Here is a 17,821-nt window from a genome sequence, read left to right as displayed (position 1 = left end):
AGGAGCACCACCCATGAAACCCCGCCTGTTCACCCCGGGACGGCTGGCGATCGTCGCCGTCCCCGCACTCGGGTTCTTCGCGATCCCGTTCCTGCCGTTCGCGCAGCGCCCCGAACTGTGGTTCGGCCTCCCCGCCGTGCTCGTCTGGAGCGCCCTGATGGTGCTGCTCTCGGTCGTCGCCCTGCAGATCGTCGAGGTGCTCTACCTCCGAGCCGGCGGCCGCGAGGCCGACCAGCAGGAGGCCGAACGCTTCGCGACTCAGCAGATCGAGCAGATCCGCGAGGCTCGCCTCGCCGCTGAGGCAAGCGAGGGCGTGCGATGACCCTCTCGATCATGATCATCGTGGGCATCGTGCTGATCGGCGCCCTCGGCCTTGCCAATCGCCGACGCCAAGCGAGCATGAGCAGCTGGACCGTCGGCGAGCGCAGCAACCCGAAATGGACCTCCTGGTTCTTGCAGGCCGGCGAATCGCTGACGACCTTCAGCTTCCTCGGTCTGGCGGGCATCGCGTTCGGCGGTGGCGTCAGCGCCACCTTCGCGGTCGCCTACCTCACGATCTCGTGGCTCGGTCTCTACTTCGTCGCGCCGCGCATCCGCGAGTTCGGGCAGCGTCGCGGCTACCTCACGCTCGGCGACTTCTTCGAGGATCGCTTCCGCAGCCGCTGGCTCGGTCGCGTCGTGTCGCTCATCGGGGCGCTCGCACTGATTCCCTACCTGCAGCTGCAGATCACCGGCCTCGGCCTCATCGTCGAACTCGCGACCGGCAGCGAACGCGCACGCGGGCTGAGCATGGTCGTCGCGAGCATCCTGGTCGCGATCTTCGTGGCCTGGTCGGGGCTCAAGGGCATCGCACGCGTGGCGATCCTGAAAGACATCATGATGGTGGTCGCGATGATCGTCATCGCCGCCGGCCTCGTCATCTCGTTCGGTGGCATCCCCGAGATCTTCGGGCAGATCGCCCGCGAAGCTCCGGTGCTGCTGACGATGCAGGTCGACGGGTACGACCCCGTCTTCTTCATCACCGCCACGCTCGTCACAGTCATCGGCTCGAGCTTCAACACGCTGCCGCACCTGTGGCCCCCGGTGCTCGCGGCGAAGAGCGGCGAGGTGCTGCGCAGCAACGCGAAGTGGCTGCCCATTTACCAGCTCGTGCTGTTCCTCCCCATCACCGTGGGGCTCGCCGCCGTACTCGTGCTGCCCGGCGACACCACCGGCAACACGGTGCTGCTCACGATGTCTGGCGTCATTTTGCCCGATTGGCTCGTCGGTATCGTCGCGATCGCCGGAGCCTCAGCGGCCATGGTGCCCGCCTCGGCGATCGTCATGGGCATCTCGACGCTCGTCACCCGCAACGTGATCGGCGGTCTCGGCGCCGCGCGCCAGATGACCGTCAACTATGTGGTCATCGTCGTCGCGATCGGGCTGGCGCTCGCGTTCGGGCTCGTGCGCTCCGACATCGGCGCGCTGCTGCTGCTCACCTACGGCTGCACCACGCAGTTCGCCCCGGCGATCGCGATCGCACTCGCCGACCGGGTGCGCGTCGGCGCCTGGCCGGTCGGGCTCAGCATCATCGTCGGGTCACTCACCGTCGCCATCATCACCTTCGCGAACATCCCGATCGGCAGCTGGGATTCGGGGCTCATCGCCCTCGCGCCCAACCTGATCGTGCTGGTCGTCGCCGAGGCGATCCGCCGGGCGCGCGGTGGGCGCGACGTCGAACAGGTCGCGATGGAAGCACCCGATCAGTTGGTCGCGGCGCGCTGAGCCGCGCCGCCGCTCCGTCCACCGTCGCTCGCCCCCATTGCGATTGGGGTAACTTCGGACCGGTGCGATAGCCCGAAACCGCCGCAACACTGGTCCGAAGTTACCCCAATCGCAAAGAGTTGGTGCGGGCCGGGGGGGGCGCCGCCCCTCACCCCGGCAGCGCGAGCAGCATGATGCCGCCGACGACCACCACCGAGGCCGCAACCCGCGCCACGGGTCGGCGCTCGCGGAAGACAAGCGCCCCGAACAGACTCACCAACACCACGCTCACCTCGCGCACGGGAGCGACGAGTGCGACCGGCGCGATCGTGATCGCCGTGAGCACCAAAATGTACGACAGCGGCGACAGCACCCCGAACGCGACGAGCCGCCCCCACTGCGCGCGCAGCGTCGGCAGCAGCTCGGCCCGACGCCGCCACACGGCGAGCGTGAACAGCGGAATCTCGAGCGCCGTGCACCCCACCATGAAGGCCACCGGCGACAGGTTCCACTCGCGCAGCGCGTGCGCGTCCCACACCGTGTAGGCCGCGATTGCGACCCCGGTCGCGAGACCCGCGGCGATGCCGGGGTCGAGACGGAATCGGCGAGGCGACGCTCCGCTGCCAGACGCAGGTCCCGGCACAGTGCGCGGTGCCGGATCCGGCCGCCCGATCACCCCGATCGCGACGATGCCGCACACCACGACGAGCACCCCGACGAGCGCGAGAGGGGCCGGCCGCTCGCCGAGCAGCGTGACCGCGACGATCACGGTGATGAGCGGACCGGTGCCGCGGGCCGTCGCGTACACGGTCGAGAGGTCGCCGACCGCGTAGCCGCGCTGCAGCACGAACATGTATCCCACGTGCAGCAGGGCGGAGACGGCGGCGCCGAGCAGGAATCCACCCCAGGGGGCGGCGCCGGACGCGCCGGGTGATCCGACGCCGATGCCCCCGGTGAAGGGAATCGCGCCCGCCCACAGCACCGTGCCGAACACCGAGCCCCACCAGAGAAACGGGATGCCCGTGCGACTGACGCCGTGGGCGATGATGTTCCACGCGGCGTGGGCGCATGCGGCGGCAAGAACGAGGGCGAAAGCGGTGGCAGACATCGGAACCTTCTGCTCGCCGATTTCGGGCAGGCGAGCGCGGTTCCTCCGGGCTTTTGTCCTGTCAGATGACGCCCGGTCGTGGAACCGAGCGTGGCGCCGCTCGGACCAGTCGGGCCGCACCTCCGCGCGACCCCGGAACCCTAGGCGCTATCGCTCTCCACCCTACGCCGCGTGGTGCCGCGGTTCGGCGCACCGACGCCAGCGTTCACAAAGGGTTCACGCGCCCGGCTCAGCAATCGGGGCCGGTTGTGGTGGGTGCCCGCTGTCGAACCGGCAGCCGCACTGGTCCGAAGTGGCCCCGATCATGGCAGCGGGGTCACTTTCGGAGGGTGTCGTGACCTCACAACCCTCCGAAAGTGACCCCGGTGCGCAAGTGCGCGAGCGCGACGCCGCCCCGCTACCGCGCGCGACGAGCCCGCATCACGGCGAACGCCGTGAACACGAGGCCGAGCGCCCCCCACAGGGTCAGGATCACCGCGGCCCCGCCGGCCGAGCCGCCGCCCGTCGCGATCGACTGGAATCCCGAGAGCGCCGACCCGAGCGGGCTGAAGTCGCCCACTGCGGCGAGCGCGCCCGGCACCGTCGACACAATGCCCACGGCGAAGGCGACGACGAGCAGCGCGAACGCGATGAAGCGGCCGACCCCGCCGAGCAGCGCCGAGAGTCCCTGCACCATGAGTGCGAACGCGATGCCGGCGAGCAGCGCGAACCCGAAGAACCGGGCGCCTTGACCGAGGTCGTAGCCGAGTGCGATCGGCAGCACGATGCCTGCGAGCGCGCCCTGCACCGCGCCGAGCGCGAGCGCCGGCAGTGCGCTGCGCAGCGTGATGTATCCGACTCCGCGGGCGGCGTCGCGGGTGCGGCGCCACAGCGGCGCAAGCACGAGGAATGCCGCGAGCGCGCCCGCCCAGAGCGCGATACCGGCGAACAGCGGCACCCCTGATGCGTTGAAGAGTTCGTCGCTGCCGCCCTCGGCGGTCACCGGGGTCGCCGCCGTCTTCGCGAGCTGCTCGCGCTCGGCGTCGGTCGTGGTCGGCACCTGGTCGGCGGCCGTGTCGAGTCCGCTCGCGAGGTCGCCGGCACCGTCGGCGAGTTTTGCGCTGCCGTCGGCAAGCTCGGAGGTGCCCTCGGCGAGCTGGCTCGCGCCGTCGGCGAGCTGCGGCGCGTTGGCCGCGAGCTCGGACGTTCCGGCGCTCAGCTGAGACGCACCGTCGGCGAGCTGGGCGGCGCCCGAAGTGAGCTGGCCGCCCTGCGCGGCGAGCTGACTGATGCCGGTGCCGAACTGGTCAAGCCCGGCGGTGAGCTGGTCGAGCTGGGCGCTCGCGTCTGCCGCGGAAGCCCCGCCCATCTGGTCGGAAGCACCCTGCAGCACCGTCGACAGGCCTGTGGCCCCGTCCCCCGCCGTCGTCACGCCCGCACCAATGGCCTCGGCGTGACCCTGCAACTGTTGACCAAGCCCCTGACAGTAGACGAGATTGCCGGTTTCAGTGATGCACTGCGTCACGATGGGCTCGATATCGCCGACCAACGATTGCACACCTGCCACGGTAGATCCGAGCCCCGCTTCCAGCTGCGCGCTCGGTTCCTGGGTTGCGGCCTGCATCTGCCCAAGTCCGGCGATGACTCCCTGCAGCTGTTGCACGGCAGTGGTCGCCCCGGCCTGCAGCTGCGGGTACGCGTCGGCCAGCTGCTGCGCCCCGGCGACGTACTGCCCGACGCCCGACGACAGCTCGCCGGCGCCCGACGACAGCGTGCCCGCTCCGGTGGCCAGCTGCTGCGTACCGTCGGAGAGCTGCTGCGTACCGTCGGCCAGTTGCGCGGCCCCGTCGTCGAGCTGCTTCGCGCCGTCGGTGAGCGAGGTGCTGCCGGTGGCGAGCTGGGCGGCGCCGTCTGCGGCGTCGGTAATGCCGTCGCCAAGGGTGTTGAAGCCGACGTACACGCCGTCGATGAACTGCTCGCCGAGCTGCTCGTTCAGCACTCGCGTCGCGGTCTGGGTCACGATGTTCGAGAGCGCCGTGTCGATGAGGCGGCCGCGGTGACTCTCGGTCACATCGATGCGCGCCTGCGTCGCGTCGGCCGGGTCGCCCGAGAGCGAGGTCGCGTCGGCCGAGAAGCTCTTCGGAATGGTGACGACCGTCGCGTACCGCCCGTCGGCGACCCCGGCTTCGGCGTCATCGGCATCGGTGAGCACCCACGTGAAGTTGGTGCCGTCGGCATCGGAGTCGGAGCCGGCAGAACTGTCGGAGCCCGAACCCGCCTCGCCGATCAGCTCGCCAGCGAGCACGCGCCCGAGCGGCACGGTCTGCCCGTCGAGTTCGACCGCCTGATCGAGGTTCACGACGGCGGCGGTGACATTCTCGAGGCGCTCGGTCGGGTTCCACAGCCCCCAGAGCAGCACGCCGGCAACGGTGAGCGGCACGAGCAGAATGCCGAGCAGCGTCGTCCAGCGCACCGGGCGGTCGGTCTTCAACCGGGTGAGTGCGGCGGTCATCGTGCGGTCCCTTCGGTGGTGGTGCTGAGCGCGGCGGGGGCGGTGCTGTGAAGCGCACGCGCAGGCGGCGCGGGATCACCCGGCCGCACCAGCTCCACGCCGGCGGGTAGCACGCGCTCGGCCAACGCGGCCTCGCCGACGACCACCACGGTGACCTCGGGCACGATTCCTCGTGCAGCCGACGCCGACTGCGCGGCGAGTGCCGAGCGCATTCCGTCGACGATCGGCAACGGCACGACGGCTTCACCCGCCTCTCGCAGGTCGAGCACGAGTACGGCCGGGCGATCCTGCAGCGCAGTGCGCAGCGTGGTGGGGGTCGCCCACGCCGATCGCGCCCGCAGCGATGCGGCCCGCTCGGGCAGCAGGAGCCCGGCGACCTTCACGGTGCCCGCGATGATCGCACCGCGCCCGGTGAGGGCTTCGGCGAGCGGCAGCGCGCGGGCCGCGGCGCCTGGAGTGCGCGTATCGCGCGGGTCGAGCAGCAGCGCCTGACCGCCGGCGACGCGCAAGTCGGGCACGGCGATGCTGCCGGGCAGCAGCAGGCCGTCGGCCGCGACGCGGGCCTGCGGCAGGTCAGCGGGCCACTCGGCGTGTGCGATCTCGCGGGCGAGCCCCTCGCCCTCGACATCGAACGACGGCAGCACGCGGCTGAGCCAGCGCGGCATGCGCCACGCGCGATCGCCGAGCAGCGCGAGCACGGCGGGCACCAGAGTCATTCGCACGATGAACGCGTCGACGGCGACGCCGACCGCGAGACCGAGCGCGATGACCTTGATGCTCGGGTCGCCCTCGGGCACGAAGGCCGCGAACACGGCGAACATGATGAGGGCCGCGGCCGTCACCACCTTCGCGCTGCCCACGAACCCGCGCCGAATCGCGGTCTGCGCGTCGGCCCCGTGCACGTATTCTTCGCGGATGCGCGACACCAGGAACACCTCGTAGTCCATCGCGAGCCCGAACAGCACGCCCATCAGAATGATCGGCATGAAGCTCAGCACCGGCCCCGTCGCGTGCACGTTGAGCGCGTCGCCGAGCCAGCCCCACTGGAACACTGCGACGACCGCGCCGAACGCGACACCCACCGAGAGCAGGTACCCGAGCGTCGCCTTGATCGGCACCCACACGGAGCGGAAGACCATGGCGAGCAGGATCAGCGAGAGCCCCACCACCAGCACGCCGAAGGGCAGCAGCGCCTCGCCCAGCAGGTTCGACACGTCGATGCCGACCGCCGTGAAGCCGGTCACCGCAAGACTGACGCCGTACTTCTCGAGCCACTCGTCATGGTGCGCGCGCAGCTCGGCGACGAGCGCCGATGTGCTCTCGGCTTGCGGCCCCTCCTCGGGAGTGACCTGGATGATGCCGGTGTCAGCGTTCTGGTTCGGGGTCGCGAGCGGCACATCGGCGACGCCCGGGATCGCGCGAACCTCGTCGGCGAGGTCGTCCATGAGCCCGAGCGGGTCGTCGCTGGTGATGATCGAGCCGGTGAGGATCAGGGGGCCGTTGGCCCCCTCCCCGAAGTGCTCACCGGTGAGTTCGTAGGTGATACGCGCCGGGTCGGTCTCTTCGAGCGTCTCGGCGCCCGGCAGGGCGAGGCGCAGCTGCGTCATCGGAATCGCCGCGACGCCGAGCACCACCAGCACGGCGAGGATGGTCGCGACCGGCTTCGCCGTGACGCCGCGCACCCACCCGCTGAAGAAGCGGTCTGCGCGGGTCGGCTGGTGAGCAGCGCGCACCGGCTTCTCGATCGTCTCGCCCGCCGCGAGCGCAGCGCGCTGCTTCTTCGGCAGAATGCGCATGCCCGCCATCGCGAGAATCGCCGGGGTGAGCGTGACCCCGATGAGCACGGCAACGGCCACACCGGCGGCGGCCGCGACGCCGAGCGCGGTGAGGAACGGAATGCCCGCGACCGAGAGGCCGAGCAGGGCGATGATCACGGTCAGGCCGGCGAACACCACGGCTGAGCCGCTGGTCGCGGTCGCGCGCGCAATCGATTCGGTGACGCCGAGGCCCGAGCGCAACTGCTCCTGATGCCGGCTCACGATAAAGAGGGTGTAGTCGATGCCGACCGCGAGGCCGAGCATGAGCGCGAGCATCGGCGTGGTCGAGGTCATCTCGGCGAAGGCCGTCGTGATGAAGAGGCCCGCGATGGTGACGCCGACGCCCAGGATCGCGATGATCAGTGGCATGCCGGCCGCGACGAGGGAACCCAGCGTGAAGAGCAGCACGATGAAGGCAACGACGACGCCGATCGCCTCGGTCGCCGTGAAGCCGGGAATCGAGACGGAGAAGACGTCGCCACCGTACGAGACCTCGGTGCCGGCGGGCAGGTGATCCTGCAATTCGCTCGTCGCGTGCTCAATGCCCGTCTTCGTGGCATCGGGCACGTCGCTCTGCGCGTCGGCGATCTGAATCGTGAGCAGCGCGGCTCGACCGTCGTCGCTGAGGCCGGCCGCCGCCTGCTCGGCGAACGGGAACGACACGGCGTTGACGTGCGGCAGGCCTTCGAGCTCGTCGGCGGCGTCAGTGATCGCCTGCTCGTAGGGCGCCGTGTCGACGCGGTCGCCGTCGGGCGCGACCACGATGATCGTCGCGCTGGTGCCGCTCACCTCGGGGAAGGTGCGCGAAAGCGTGTCGATCGCCTCTTGCGACTCGGTGCCGGGGATAGTGATGGGGGCGTTGGCGCCCTGCGAGAAGAGGCCTGCACCGACGCCGAGCACGGCGAGCACGGCGATCCAGAGCGCGAGAACGAGCCACTTGGCGCGGGTGGCCCAGAGGCCGATCGCGTGCAGCAGAGTGGACATGCGGGTGAGTGCCTTTCGTCGCGGCGGCGCCCGAGACGCACGACGGCTGCACGAGCAAGCCGCCGTGCCCCCTCGCGCGGTCTCGATACAGTGACGCATCGAGCTTTCGATACACGAGTGTATCCGATTCGATACACTGGTGTATGCAGTTCTCTCTCAGGCTATGCTCGGCATGCTGATGGCACTCGACGGAAGGAGGGCGACGCGATGAGCACCACCCCGCAGGAACCCCCGACCGCCCGGCGCCGCGAGACGCGCTCCCGCCTGCTCGACGCCGCCGCCGAGGTCTTCGCCGAGGCGGGCGTGCAAGCCGCCTCCGTCGAGCAGGTCTGCGCGCGCGCCGGCTTCTCGCGCGGCGCCTTCTACTCGAACTTCTCGTCGAAGGAGCAACTCTTCCTCGCACTCCTCGAGCGCGAATTCGACCGCCGCGTCGTCGAGGTCGAGGCCACGATCGCCGAACTCACGCCCGCGCTCGAGCAGCTGCAGGGCAAGATCGATCCCGAGCAGGCCGCCGAGTACATCACCCGTTTCATCGCGCCCGAGCAGAACGCGCCGCAGTGGTTCATCCTCGAGAACGAGTTCGCCCTGATGGCCATGCGCGATCCCGAGATCGCGCCCGGCTACATCGCACTGCTCGACCGGGCCACCGAAAGCTTCGCCGCACTCGTCGAGGTCGCGATCGCTGCCGCTGGGCGCCGCTTCATCTTCCCGGCAGACCGCACCACCGAGATCATCGACGGCATGTGCGACCGCGCGATTCGCATCACCGTACTCGAGGGCGAGGATCACCCGCGCGGCATCGCGGCGCTCCCCCACCAGATCGGTGAGCTGCTCTTCGCGGTGACCGAGCCGATCGGCTGAGCGCGCTGCGGCGCGGGCTCAGCTGCGCTACCTGCGACCGGGGTCACTTTGGGAGCGTGTTGCAGCCTCCGCACCCTCCGAAAGTGACCCCGATGCGAGAGTGACGGACGGCGGTGCGGCGGCGCGGGCGCTAGCCCGCTGCGACCGAACTGCCCAGCGCGGACGCCTCATCACGGGCGCGCGCGAAGTCGGCGGCGGCCCACTCGGGGCCGAGCTCGGGGATCATCTCGGCCAACGTGCGGCTCGTGCCGACGACGTGCACCTCCATGCCGAACGCCGTTCCGAAGAGGTGGGCGAGCGGCTTCGTCACAAACTCCTCGACCCCCGGCTCGAGCGGCCCGCCCTGCGCGGTCGCGATGACCACCGGGCGGCCGGCGAGCGGCAGCGCCGAGTCGGCCCACGACGAAGTCACACCGGGAACGTGCACGAGATCGATCCACGCTTTCAGCGTCGACGGCATCGCGTAGTTGTACATCGGCGCACCGACCACCACCGCATCGGCGGCGAGGAGTTCGGCGATGAGGTGATCCTGCACCGACTGCGTCGCAGTCGCCAGCGCGGCACCGCCCCGCAACGACTCGGGCCAGTGCTGCGCGCGCTGCGCGAGGTGCGGCGGCGGATCGAGGTGCAGATCGCGGTGCACCACCGTGAAGTCGTCACCCCGCGCCGTCCACGCATCGGCAACGGCCCGGGTGAGTACGCGGGTGCGCGAGGCCTCGTCGGCGATGGCTCCGTCGAGCTGCAGCAGTGTCGGCATTGCGGCCCCTTTCGTGGGTTACGAGACGAGAATACTCATCGGCTGCTCGATGCGTCGCTGGAACGCGGCGAGCCACTCTGCGGCGAGCGCCCCGTCGAGCACCCGGTGATCCGCCGAGAGCGTGACCGTCATCACCGTGGCGACGCCGAGCGATCCGTCGGCTTCGACGACCGGGCGGCGCGTGGCCGCTCCGACCGCGAGAATGCCCGACTGCGGCGGGTTCAGGATCGCCGAGAACTGCGTCGTGCCGTACATTCCGAGGTTCGACACCGAGAACGACCCGCCTTCGAGCTCGTGCTGCTTCAACTTGCCGTCACGAGCGCGGCCCGCAAGATCTTTGATGGCAGCGCTGAGCGCGCCGAGCGACAGCGCCTCGGTGCCGCGCACGACCGGGGTCAACAGCCCACCGGGTACCGAGACCGCAACCGAGATGTCGACGCCGTCGAAACGGCGGGTCGCATCGTCGGTCCAGATCGCATTCGCGCCCGGCACATCGCGCAGGGCCCCCGCGACCGCTTTCACGACGAAGTCGTTGACCGAGACTTTCGTGCCCTCGAGCTCATTGATCTGGGCGCGCAGCGCGAGCAGCGCGTCGACACGGCAATCGGCGACGAGGTAGAAGTGCGGCACCGTGCTCTTGCTCTCGGTGAGCCGCCGCGCGATCGCTCGGCGCATTCCGGTGTGCGGCTCGTCGGTGTACGACGCGCCGCCGGGCCCTGCCGCCTGAGTCGGCGCTGGCGCCGGTGCAGGCTTGGCGGGCGGGGCTGCCGCGGGTGCCGTCGCCGTCGCCGGGGTGGTCGTGGCCTCGCTGGGGGCCGCGTCGGGGGCCACCGCCGCGAGCCCCTCGAGGTCGCGGCGCACGATGCGACCGTGCGGCCCAGTGCCCCGCACGTTCGACAGGTCGAGGCCGCGCTCCCGCGCCAGCTTGCGCACGAGCGGGCTCGCGAACCGACGCTCACCCGCCTGCACCTCGAGCGCTGCATCCGCTTCGATCACGTCGATCGCACCGCCCGCGGGTTCAGGTGCCGTGGCGGGCCGGGGCTCACCCGCTGCGGTGGGCTCGGGTGCCGGATCAGCCGGCGCCGATCCCGCACTCGCCGAGGCGGGGCCACCGGCCTCCGCGAGCGCGCTCTCGATCGACTGCCCGCCGGTAGCGAGCACCGCGATAGGTGCGCCGACGTTCGCCGCGGCGCCGGCGTCGAGCAGCGTGCCGGCGAAAACGCCGCCGTCTTCGACCTCGTACTCGACGGTCGCCTTCTCGGTCTCGATCTCGACGATCGCCTGACCCGCCTGAATCTCATCGCCGGGGGCGACAAGCCATCCGGCAATCGCGGCCTCGGCGGAGCCGGTCGCGATCTCGGGCATGCGCACGATGATGGCCATTACTTTCCTCCCCAGGCGGCGCGCATGTGCTCCAGGCCCGCGACCACTTCCTCGGTGCCGGCGATCGCCGCCCGCTCCAACACTTTCGAGATGCTCGGGCTGGCCTCGCCGCCGGTGACGCGCTCGATGGGCTGGTCGAGCCAGTCGAAGAAGCGGCGCTGAATCTCGTCGGCGAGCCACGCTCCGTACGACGAACCGCGCGCCCCCTGCTCGACGATCAGCACGGCGTTGGTCTTGCGCACGCTCTCGCCGATCGTGTCCCAGTCGATCGACGCGCGATCGAGCCAGCGCAGATCGACGACTTCCGCGTCGATGCCGGTCTGCTCGACGGCTTCGAGCGCGTGATCGACCATCGACAGATAGGTGAGCACGGTGACGTCCGATCCTGCGCGACGTACCGCCGCGTTGCCCGGCGGAATAACGTAGTCGAGGTCGCCCGCGGGCACCCGATCGGACTTGCCGTAGAGATCGACGTGCTCGATCACGAGCACCGGATCCTCGAGGGCGAGCGCCGCGTTCATGAGTCCGACGTAGTCGGCGGCGTTCGACGCCGCGACGATGCGCCACCCGGCCTGCGTCGCGAAGATGCCCGCGGGGTCCATGAGGTGCTGCGATCCGTAGCCGACCCCCATCGCCACCTTCGTGCGCAGCACCAGCGGCACGTCGTCGTTGTCCCCGAACATGTGACGCGCCTTGCCCGCCTGATTGAACACCTGATCGGCGGCCACCCACATGAAGTCGGGGTACATGAATTCGACGATGGGCCGAATGCGCCCGTCGAGCGCCGCGCCCGTCGCGAACCCGAAGAACGCGTTCTCGCTGATCGGGGTGCCGACGACGCGCTGCGGACCGTACTTCTGGGCCAGGCCCTTCGTCGCCCCGTTGGTGCCGCCGCCGAGCTTGTGCACGTCTTCGCCGAGTACCACGATGCGGTCGTCGAGTTCCATGCGTCGGTCAATGGTCTGCGCGATCGCATCGACCAGTTTCACGTCGCGCCATTCGCCACCGATGTCGGTCGGCTCGCTCGCGGTGAGTTCGGCGAGTTCGTCGGCATCGCTCCGGATCCCCGTGTCCACGACAGCCGGGTCCGGCCAGAGGGCGGGCACGATGCGACGCTTGCCCTCGCGCTCCGGGTCGTCTTCGATCAGAGCGCGCACGATGTCGGCCATCGCCTGCTTCGCCTGCTCGCGCACCGCAGCGACCTCGGCCTCGCTCGCGTGCCCGAGCTGTTGCAGCTGTGCGGCGACGAGCGCGATGGGGTCACGATCTTTCCACGAGCGCTCCTCATCCTTGCTGCGGTACCCGAAGGCGCTGCCCGGAAACGGCCCGTTCTGGTGGAAGAAGCGGTAGACCTCGGCCTCGATGATCGCAGGCCCGTCTCCGCCGCGCATGCGCTCGAGCGCCTCCTGCGTGGCAAGGTGCACGGCGAGTGGATCCATTCCGTCGACGCGCCACGACGGAACCGCGAATCCCTGGCCGCGCACCGAGAACCGGGGGTCGGCGGTGGCTTCACTGGCGTGGGTCGACACCGCGTAGAGGTTGTTCTCGATGAAGAACATCACCGGCGTCTTCCACGTCGCGGCGAGGTTCATCGATTCGAGCACCGAGCCGATCTGGCTCGACCCGTCGCCGAAGTAGTTGATGCTGACGTCATCGGTACCGGCGTAGTGCTGCGCCCAGGCGTTGCCCGCGGCGAGCGGCGCCCCGCCGCCGACGATCGCATTGGTGCCGAGCGCACCGGCCTCCAGCCACTGCAGATGCATGGAGCCGCCACGACCGCCCGAGAACCCCTGCGCGAGACCGAGGATCTCTGCGAGCGTGCGTTGCAGCATCGCCTGCATGTCGCCGTCGACGAGCGCGCCGAGATCGAGCCGACCGCCCGAGAGATGGGTGATGGCCTTTGCGAGGAACTGATGATGCCCGCGGTGCGAACCGTTGACCCCGTCCGATGACCGCAGGGTGACGATCGAGCCGACCGCGCCGCCTTCCTGCCCGATACTCGAGTGCGCCGGGCCGTGCACGAGCCCGGCGCCGGCCAGGTCGAGCACGGTCTCCTCGAACGTGCGGATGAGCTGCATCTCGCCGAGCATCGTCGCGAGCAGCTGCGGATCGGCCCGCTTCCAGTCGGCAGCGGTCGTAGAAAGCTCGATCCAGGGAACCCCGGTCTCGAGTTGGCGGCGTCGCGGCATGTGCATCTCCGTTGATTCGTTCGTCGATCGTCGTGACGAACATATGCTGAATTGGATACAAATGCAATCCATTGCGGCGCATTTTTCTCACCTACTGGCACATTTGGCGCATGTTTGGATACAATTGGACGAACGATTCAAGGAGGACTCATGCCGATTCCCGGCCTGCGCGGCACCGATCACATCGGCTTCACCGTGCCCGACCTCTCAGAGGCGCACCGATTCTTGGTCGACATCCTCGGCTGCGAGCAGATCTACACGCTCGGCGCGAAACAGGCGGATGACGATTGGATGCACTCGCACATCGGCGTGCACCCGCGCACCGTGATCTCCGAGATCAGGTTCTACCGGCTCGGCCACGGCACGAATTTCGAGGTCTTCCTCTACGAATCCGCCGATGGCCAGCTCCCCGAGCCGCGCAACAGCGATATCGGGGGGCATCACCTGGCGTTCTACGTCGACGACCTTGAGACGGCGGTGGCGTACCTGCGCGCCGAGGGCGTCGAGGTGATGGGATCGCCGACGGCGAGCAAGCAGTCCGCCGAGGGGCAGCACTGGATCTACTTCCGCTCGCCATGGGGCATGCAGTTCGAACTGGTGAGCTTTCCGCAGGGCAAGGCGTACGAGCGTGACGCCGATGCCGTGCTCTGGCATCCCGCACACCCCGAACGCTGAACCCGGCACCCGGAACCGTGAACTACGGTGAACGAATGAGCAGCACTCACGAGCACCTGGCCACCGAACAGGGACCAGCGCGCGGCGGCGACGCGGGTGAGCGGATCGCCCGGCGCATCCGCGACGACATCCTCGGCGGCGACCTGCAACCCGGCGCACGCATTCGCCAAGAGGAACTCGCCGAGCGCTTCGGCGCGAGCCGAGTGCCGGTGCGCGAGGCGATCCGCATTCTCGTGCACGAGGGCCTGGTGACGACGCGACCCAATGCAGGCTCGTGGGTGTCTCGCCTCACCCCGGCCGAGTGCGAAGAGGTGTACCTCATGCGCGAACGACTCGAGCCACTGCTGCTGCGCTTCAGCGCCCCCCACCTCACTCCCGACGATCTCACCGAGCTCGAGCGCCTGGCTGCCGAGGTCGCCGACGCATCGGCCGACGGCGACGTCGACGGATTCTTGCGCGCCGACCGCGCGTTCCACCTCGCCAGTTACGCGCACGCCGACACGCAGCAGCTCGGCGAACTCATCACCAAGCTCTGGAACACGACCGCCCCCTACCGGCGCGCATACGTGGCGACGTGGACCCCGCGCCTGCGCCGGCTCGCGGACGACGAACACCGCCTGCTCATCGAGATGCTGCGCGACGGCGACCTCGACGAGGCCGAACGCGTGCTCGCCGGACACATTCGGCGCACGCGCCGACAGCTCGCCCAGCACCCCGAGATCTTCGCAGCGCCGGGCGATCCCGCCGCTTCCGCATGACCCGCTGAACGCAAAGGAGCACCATCCATGGCCATCGCCACCATCAATCCCGCTACCGGCGAACTCGTCGCCGAGTTCACTGCGCACACCGACGCCGAAGTCGATGCACGCATCGCAGAAGCACACGCCGCCTACCTCGCGATGCGCACCACCGACTTCGCCACTCGTTCGGCATGGATGCACCGGGCTGCCGACCTGCTCGAGGCCGACCTCGACGCTGCCGCCAAGATGCTCGTGCTCGAAATGGGCAAGACCATCACACAGGCCCGCGGCGAGGTGCTCAAGTGCGCGAAGGGGATGCGCTTCTACGCGGACCGGGCTGAAGAGTTCCTCAGCCCCCGCGCCGTCGACGACCCCGACACCATCGGCGCCAGCTCGGCCGAATCGCGATACCAGCCACTCGGCGTCGTGCTCGCCGTGATGCCCTGGAACTACCCGCTGTGGCAGGTGATCCGCTTCGCCGCACCCGCGCTGATGGCGGGCAATGCCGGGGTGCTGAAGCACGCCTCGAACGTGCCGCAGGCCGCCATCTACCTCGACACACTGTTCGATCGGGCCGGATTTCCGAGCGGCAGTTTCCGCTCGCTGCTGATTCCGGCATCGCGCGTCGAGGGGGTGCTTCGCGACCGACGAGTCGTCGCCGCAACGCTTACCGGCTCGGAACCCGCGGGGCGCTCGGTCGCGAGCATCGCCGGCTCCGAGGTCAAACATGCGGTGCTCGAACTTGGCGGGTCCGATCCATTCATCGTAATGCCCTCTGCCGATCTCGACGCCGCAGTGCAGACAGCCGTAGCCTCGCGCACGACGAACAATGGTCAAGCGTGCATCAACGCGAAGCGCGTGATCGTTCACGCCGACATCTACGAAGCGTTCCTCGAGCGATTCACCGCGGCTATGGACGCGCTCGTGATCGGCGACCCGATGGACGAGGCAACCGAGCTCGGGCCGCTCGCCACGGAGGCCGGCCTGCACGACCTCGATGAACTCGTCGTCGACGCGCGTGAACACGGAGCCCTCATCACGACGGGGGGAGAGCGCCTCGATCGACCGGGCTGGTTCTACCCAGCGACCGTGATCACCGGCGTGACCCGCGACATGCGCCTCTACGCCGAAGAGGCTTTCGGGCCGGCGGCGAGCGTTTTCCGCGTCGCCGATCGCGAGGAGGCGCTGAGCCTCGCCAACGACACGACATTCGGACTGAGCTCCGCGGTGTGGACGCGCGACGCCGAGGAAGAGGAGTACTTCGTGAACGGGCTCGACGCCGGCGCAGTGTTCGTCAACGGCATGTCAATTTCATACCCCGAACTGCCATTAGGCGGGGTCAAGGATTCGGGCATCGGTCGCGAGCTCTCGGCCGAGGGCATTCGTGAGTTCTGCAACCTGAAGTCGGTGTGGCGCGGCTAGTCGCAGCGCCTGCGGCACGGCGTCTCGCGCCACATTGCCTGCCCCGGCCCCGCTCGTCGGGTCCGGGGCAGGTGTTGTTTTCGCTACCTCCATGTTCAGTCAGGCTGGCAAAACACGACTCTCCAACAAGGATCGTTATTCAATCGTTTGCATGACTGTGATAAGGGAGAGTTTCACGATCATTGCACGATGTTTGCAAACGTTCGCATTGCCTGTTAGTGTTCACTCTTAGCACTCAACAGCGCGGCTCATGCAGCCCAGCTGAACTCTCGACGAAGCGAGGTCAGAATCATGGCGGATACGAACCGGGCACCCAGTCGCCTCCTGACCCCCGGAATCATGGGCGTCGACTACGAGACTCGCGTCGACTTCGACCGTCTGCGCGACTACCGGCTCACGCGCGCCCAGGCCGCCCTCGAGGCGAGCGAGTGCGGCGCCTTTCTCCTCTTCGATTTCTATAACATCCGCTACACCACGCAATCTTGGGTCGGCGGTGCGCTCGGCGACAAGATGATCCGTTACGCCTTGCTCACTCGCGGCGGCGAACCGCATCTCTGGGATTTCGGCTCGGCGGTGAAGCACCATCAGCTCTACTCACCCTGGCTGCAGCACGACCACAATCACCCCGGGTTCCTCGGCTTCCGCGGCGCCGTTGCACCCACCGCCGGTCTCATGGTCGACGCCGTCACGCAGATCAAGGGCATTCTCACCGACCTCGGCCTGCAAAACTCACCGGTCGGCATCGACATCGTCGAGCCCCCGTTCCTCTTCGAGATGCAGCGGCAGGGGTTCACCGTCGTCGATGCCCAGCAGCACATGCTTGACGCCCGCGAGATCAAGAGCACGGACGAGATCATGCTCATGAACCAGGCCGCTGCCATGGTCGACGGCGTGTACACCGACATTGTCGAAGCGTTGAAGCCTGGCGTGCGCGAGAGCGATATCGTCGCCCTCGCAGCCAAGAAGCTCTACGAGTACGGCTCCGACCAGGTCGAGGCCATCAATGCGATCTCGGGCGAGCGGTGCAACCCGCACCCGCACAACTTCACCGACCGCATCATCCGGCCAGGCGACCAGGCGTTCTTCGACATCATCCACTCGTTCAACGGCTACCGCACGTGCTATTACCGCACGTTCAACGTGGGCAGCGCGACCGGCGCGCAACGCTCCGCATACAGTCAGGCTCGCGAGTGGATGGACAATGCCATCTCCGCGATCAAACCAGGCGTCGGCTCCGACGAGATCGCTTCGCTCTTCCCGACCGCCGAGTCACTCGGATTCGACGATGAGCTCTCGGCATTCGGCCTCCAGTTCTGCCACGGCCTCGGCCTCGGCCTCCATGAGCGACCGATCATCTCGCGCTTGAACAGCTACCGCGAGCCGGTCGAAATCAAAGCCGGCATGGTGTTCGCCGTCGAGACCTACTGCCCCGCCACAGATGGATTCTCTGCGGCGCGCATCGAGGAAGAGCTCGTCATCACGGACGACGGCCCCGTCGTGATCACCAAGTATCCGGCGACCGACCTCATCGTCGCGAACGCGTTCTGATCCGTGCACGCGCACGGCAGGCTGGGAAGATGCCATAGTAGAGGCCTGAGTACCGAGACTCCCGGGTCGCGCAATGCCGCGCAGCGCGTTCCCGGCGCGACTG

General features: G+C 68.8%; 13 protein-coding genes. 7 read left to right on the top strand and 6 right to left on the bottom strand.

Annotated features, from left to right (window positions below):
• The first annotated feature begins 13 nt into the window (after positions 1–13).
• Together AMS67_RS03610 and AMS67_RS03605 are read left to right on the top strand one after the other, a co-directional pair.
• On the top strand, positions 14–322 hold the full coding sequence (locus AMS67_RS03610) for a hypothetical protein (RefSeq protein ID WP_053386133.1): 309 nt from the start codon (positions 14–16) through the stop codon (positions 320–322).
• Positions 319–1,764, top strand: a complete 1,446-nt coding sequence (locus AMS67_RS03605) for a sodium:solute symporter family protein (protein WP_053386132.1) — start codon at positions 319–321, stop codon at positions 1,762–1,764. Before AMS67_RS03610 ends, AMS67_RS03605 begins: the two co-directional genes overlap by 4 nt.
• 148 nt (positions 1,765–1,912) lie before the next feature.
• Here the strand turns inward: AMS67_RS03605 and AMS67_RS03600 are convergent, their stop codons facing one another.
• The 3 genes from AMS67_RS03600 to AMS67_RS03590 all read right to left on the bottom strand — a co-directional run bounded on the left by AMS67_RS03600 (position 1,913) and on the right by AMS67_RS03590 (position 8,143).
• A complete protein-coding gene (locus tag AMS67_RS03600) occupies positions 1,913–2,851 on the bottom strand; it encodes an EamA family transporter (RefSeq protein WP_053386131.1) in 939 nt (312 codons plus the stop codon).
• 397 nt (positions 2,852–3,248) lie between these two features.
• Positions 3,249–5,342: a YhgE/Pip domain-containing protein gene (locus AMS67_RS03595; protein WP_053386130.1), complete on the bottom strand. Its 2,094-nt coding sequence runs from the start codon at positions 5,340–5,342 to the stop codon at positions 3,249–3,251.
• A complete protein-coding gene (locus AMS67_RS03590; protein ID WP_053386129.1) occupies positions 5,339–8,143 on the bottom strand; it encodes an MMPL family transporter in 2,805 nt (934 codons plus the stop codon). Before AMS67_RS03590 ends, AMS67_RS03595 begins: the two co-directional genes overlap by 4 nt.
• A 207-nt stretch (positions 8,144–8,350) precedes the next feature.
• Here AMS67_RS03590 and AMS67_RS03585 point away from each other — a divergent pair, with 207 nt between their 5' ends.
• The gene (locus AMS67_RS03585; RefSeq protein WP_053386128.1) at positions 8,351–9,004 is read left to right on the top strand and encodes a TetR/AcrR family transcriptional regulator; all 654 of its coding nucleotides are present in this window, start codon (positions 8,351–8,353) and stop codon (positions 9,002–9,004) included.
• Between the two features lie 130 nt (positions 9,005–9,134).
• On the opposite strand, the gene AMS67_RS03580 is transcribed toward AMS67_RS03585, so the two are convergent.
• The 3 genes from AMS67_RS03580 to AMS67_RS03570 are packed head-to-tail and all read right to left on the bottom strand — an operon-like array spanning position 9,135 to position 13,333.
• Positions 9,135–9,761: an FMN-dependent NADH-azoreductase gene (locus AMS67_RS03580; RefSeq protein ID WP_053386127.1), complete on the bottom strand. Its 627-nt coding sequence runs from the start codon at positions 9,759–9,761 to the stop codon at positions 9,135–9,137.
• An 18-nt stretch (positions 9,762–9,779) separates the two neighbouring features.
• Positions 9,780–11,144 carry a pyruvate dehydrogenase complex dihydrolipoamide acetyltransferase gene (locus tag AMS67_RS03575; protein ID WP_053386126.1) on the bottom strand — a complete coding sequence of 455 codons (1,365 nt, stop codon included), beginning with the start codon at positions 11,142–11,144 and terminating at the stop codon, positions 9,780–9,782.
• Positions 11,144–13,333, bottom strand: coding sequence for an alpha-ketoacid dehydrogenase subunit alpha/beta (locus AMS67_RS03570; RefSeq protein ID WP_053386169.1), 2,190 nt, complete (start codon positions 13,331–13,333; stop codon positions 11,144–11,146). Before AMS67_RS03570 ends, AMS67_RS03575 begins: the two co-directional genes overlap by 1 nt.
• Positions 13,334–13,483: 150 nt before the next feature.
• Between AMS67_RS03570 and AMS67_RS03565 the strand changes: the two genes are divergently transcribed.
• The 4 genes from AMS67_RS03565 (at position 13,484) to AMS67_RS03550 (ending at position 17,718) form a co-directional block, all read left to right on the top strand.
• Entirely contained in the window at positions 13,484–14,008 is a 525-nt protein-coding gene (locus AMS67_RS03565) for a VOC family protein (protein ID WP_053386125.1), read from the top strand.
• Positions 14,009–14,043: 35 nt separating this feature from the next.
• A complete protein-coding gene (locus AMS67_RS03560) occupies positions 14,044–14,766 on the top strand; it encodes a GntR family transcriptional regulator (protein ID WP_082305266.1) in 723 nt (240 codons plus the stop codon).
• Between the two features lie 27 nt (positions 14,767–14,793).
• Entirely contained in the window at positions 14,794–16,170 is a 1,377-nt protein-coding gene (locus AMS67_RS03555) for an NADP-dependent succinic semialdehyde dehydrogenase (RefSeq protein WP_053386124.1), read from the top strand.
• Between the two features lie 291 nt (positions 16,171–16,461).
• On the top strand, positions 16,462–17,718 hold the full coding sequence (locus tag AMS67_RS03550) for a M24 family metallopeptidase (protein WP_053386123.1): 1,257 nt from the start codon (positions 16,462–16,464) through the stop codon (positions 17,716–17,718).
• Positions 17,719–17,821 lie beyond the last annotated feature (103 nt).

Source organism: Leucobacter japonicus, from assembly GCF_001273855.1.
Classification (GTDB): Bacteria; Actinomycetota; Actinomycetes; order Actinomycetales; family Microbacteriaceae; genus Leucobacter; species Leucobacter japonicus.
Note: the sequence above shows the minus strand (reverse complement) of the source record. Positions and strands in the feature narration are given on the sequence as shown.